General features: G+C 35.2%; 3 protein-coding genes and 1 pseudogene. 2 read left to right on the top strand and 2 right to left on the bottom strand.

The annotated features are described in order from the left end of the window. Both Q0191_RS08740 and Q0191_RS10500 read right to left on the bottom strand, forming a co-directional pair. Positions 1-532 (bottom strand): annotated as a pseudogene (locus tag Q0191_RS08740) (replication initiation protein); the annotation flags it as partial. Positions 533-577: 45 nt separating this feature from the next. Next, the gene (locus Q0191_RS10500; RefSeq protein ID WP_080558681.1) at positions 578-760 is read right to left on the bottom strand and encodes a hypothetical protein; all 183 of its coding nucleotides are present in this window, start codon (positions 758-760) and stop codon (positions 578-580) included. A gap of 207 nt (positions 761-967) precedes the next feature. Here Q0191_RS10500 and Q0191_RS08735 point away from each other — a divergent pair, with 207 nt between their 5' ends. Then, positions 968-1,477: a helix-turn-helix domain-containing protein gene (locus Q0191_RS08735; protein ID WP_270615178.1), complete on the top strand. Its 510-nt coding sequence runs from the start codon at positions 968-970 to the stop codon at positions 1,475-1,477. 314 nt (positions 1,478-1,791) lie between these two features. Next, a partial coding sequence (locus Q0191_RS08730; RefSeq protein WP_297665688.1) for a YeiH family protein occupies positions 1,792-2,218 on the top strand: 427 nt, incomplete at its 3' end.

The raw sequence follows: 2,218 nt of genomic DNA, 5'->3' as shown, positions 1-2,218 counted from the left end.
TAGAACCCCAATATTTCGTCTCTAATTCGCCCCCTCGACCATAGAAGACCTTATGGGTGACACCACCTTTAATATGTTGCAAATTAACGATCTCAGGCCAGTTGAAAATGTCAAATGCCAAATCAAAACGAGACAAACGTACCGTCAATGAATTCAATCGGGCAAAGTACATTAATTGCCTCCATACTTTCATTCCATCAAATTCTTTTAAAGTGTTAGGATTGAAATCAATCCGAATCAATTGTTCACCTCCATAAGTGGATAATTGAAAAAATATAATATTGATCGAATCATACTCATTAAAAACTTTAGCTAAAGTAAAGACATCATCTCGAACATTATCATATATTTCAAATGAATCAACTCTTGTACTTATTGCCTGTTTCAGATTTTTGAAAATCCGTCTTAGGGAACCAGTATCTGTATCCCAGATAACCGTTAGTCTATCAATACTGACATCTAACCTCTGTACTAATTCTCCTACTTCACATCGTTCTTGAATGCTTCTTAAATCTTGTATAGAAACCAACAAAATTGTCCCCCCTTCTTTTAGATTTTTTAGGTCTCAGAAACACCGTCAAATCAACGTTTGCTCGTTCCGTCGTTCTTTGGACGTTGTCCTAAGTGTACCTTTTTGCTGGCTGTTAGAATAGCCAGCTTTTGCTTGGCTAGAAATTGTCTGGACGGCAGTCTGCAGGACTTCGCCTGACTTCCCGTCAGGCTCGTCCCTTGTCCTTGTCCACACAATTTCTAGCTCCAAGGCTTCGAATAGTTATAAGTCATAGTCTCGTCTTCAACTTCCTCCTCACTCACTATTCCTAAACATATGAGCCAGTTTGTATCATTTATAACTTATTTATAAGTTATAAATATATTTTATAAAAAATATTTGGGATAGTCAACTAAAAACTTGATTTGTAAGTTTATAGGTGATAAAATAAGTTAAAAATAAAAATAGGAGTTTCCCATGACCTTTATTATTCAAAATTTTGGACCCAATTTGGCACGACTACGCATAGAAAAAGGAGTAAGTCAAACTCAACTAGCTGAAGACTTAGGAATTGGTAAACAGTCCATCTCTGATTATGAAAAACAAAAAAGCTATCCTACCTTTGCAAATTTAGATAAGATAGCAGAATATTTTAATGCAACTCCAACTCAACTTTTTGGAACTAGTAAAGAGATTGAATTAGAAAAGAGTGTTCTTGAATCGAATGAATACTCTGATAAAGTAAGTGAGATCTTAAAGGCTGTCAAATACATTGAACATTTTCTACAAACTGATGGACAGTACTTAGAGGATTTACTTTACCTAACAAGAGGCAAACAACTATACACAGAAGATGGAGAAGAGTTGTATATTGATCCAACTTCTCAGAAAAGAACATTACATACTCAATATGAACCTGGTTTTATTGTAGCAAGAGAAAAATCTCCTTTAGAACTTTTAATTGAAAATAAGGAGCTATTAGATTAAAAAAAGCGAGGATATGTACTGATCCCAAAAGTTAGATTTTTTCTGTCTAACTTTTGGGGTGCAGTACATTTTCAACTCTCTTATTTATTTTCTTATCTCACATAATTACTTCACATGTCCAGGCTCATCAAATTCATTTTTTTCAATAACATATGCCACATTTGCATCCTTATTGAACAAAGAACATATATCTATTATGCTACAAAAGCTTTCTGACCGCAAAATTCCATTTATTTGTAACCTTCTTCCTACTTTCTATTTTACTTTTCTGACAGAAAAGATTATAATAAGGAGTATTTTTTTCGGAGGTTTTTATGTCATTTCTATCAAAAAATTGGGCAGGACTGTTAGCCTGTCTTATTATATCTATCATCTCTTGGGTTTTAGGAGGCTTTCTGCCCGTTGTGGGAGCACCTGTTTTCGCCATTTTTATCGGAATGATTCTCCATCCCTTTCTCACTTCCTATAAACAACTGGATGCCGGCTTGACTTATAGCTCCAAAAAATTGCTTCAGTATGCTGTTATCTTGCTTGGATTTGGACTCAATATCTCTCAAGTTTTCGCAGTTGGAAAATCTTCCCTTCCTGTCATACTTTCGACCATTTCTATCGCTTTAATTATTGCTTTCTTTTTCCAACGATTTTTTAATCTGGATACAAAGCTAGCTACCCTGGTTGGTGTAGGTTCTTCTATCTGTGGCGGTTCTGCCATTGCAGCGACTGCTCCTGTTATTCACGCCA

It is taken from the genome of uncultured Streptococcus sp., from assembly GCF_938036805.1.
Lineage (GTDB): Bacteria > Bacillota > Bacilli > Lactobacillales > Streptococcaceae > Streptococcus.
This window is presented reverse-complemented; position numbering and strand designations above follow the sequence as displayed.

Bases quoted from the DNA above. Each gene is read 5' to 3' on its own strand.
- Q0191_RS08735 (WP_270615178.1), top strand. From the start codon at position 968: ATGACCTTTATTATTCAAAATTTTGGACCCAATTTGGCACGACTACGC.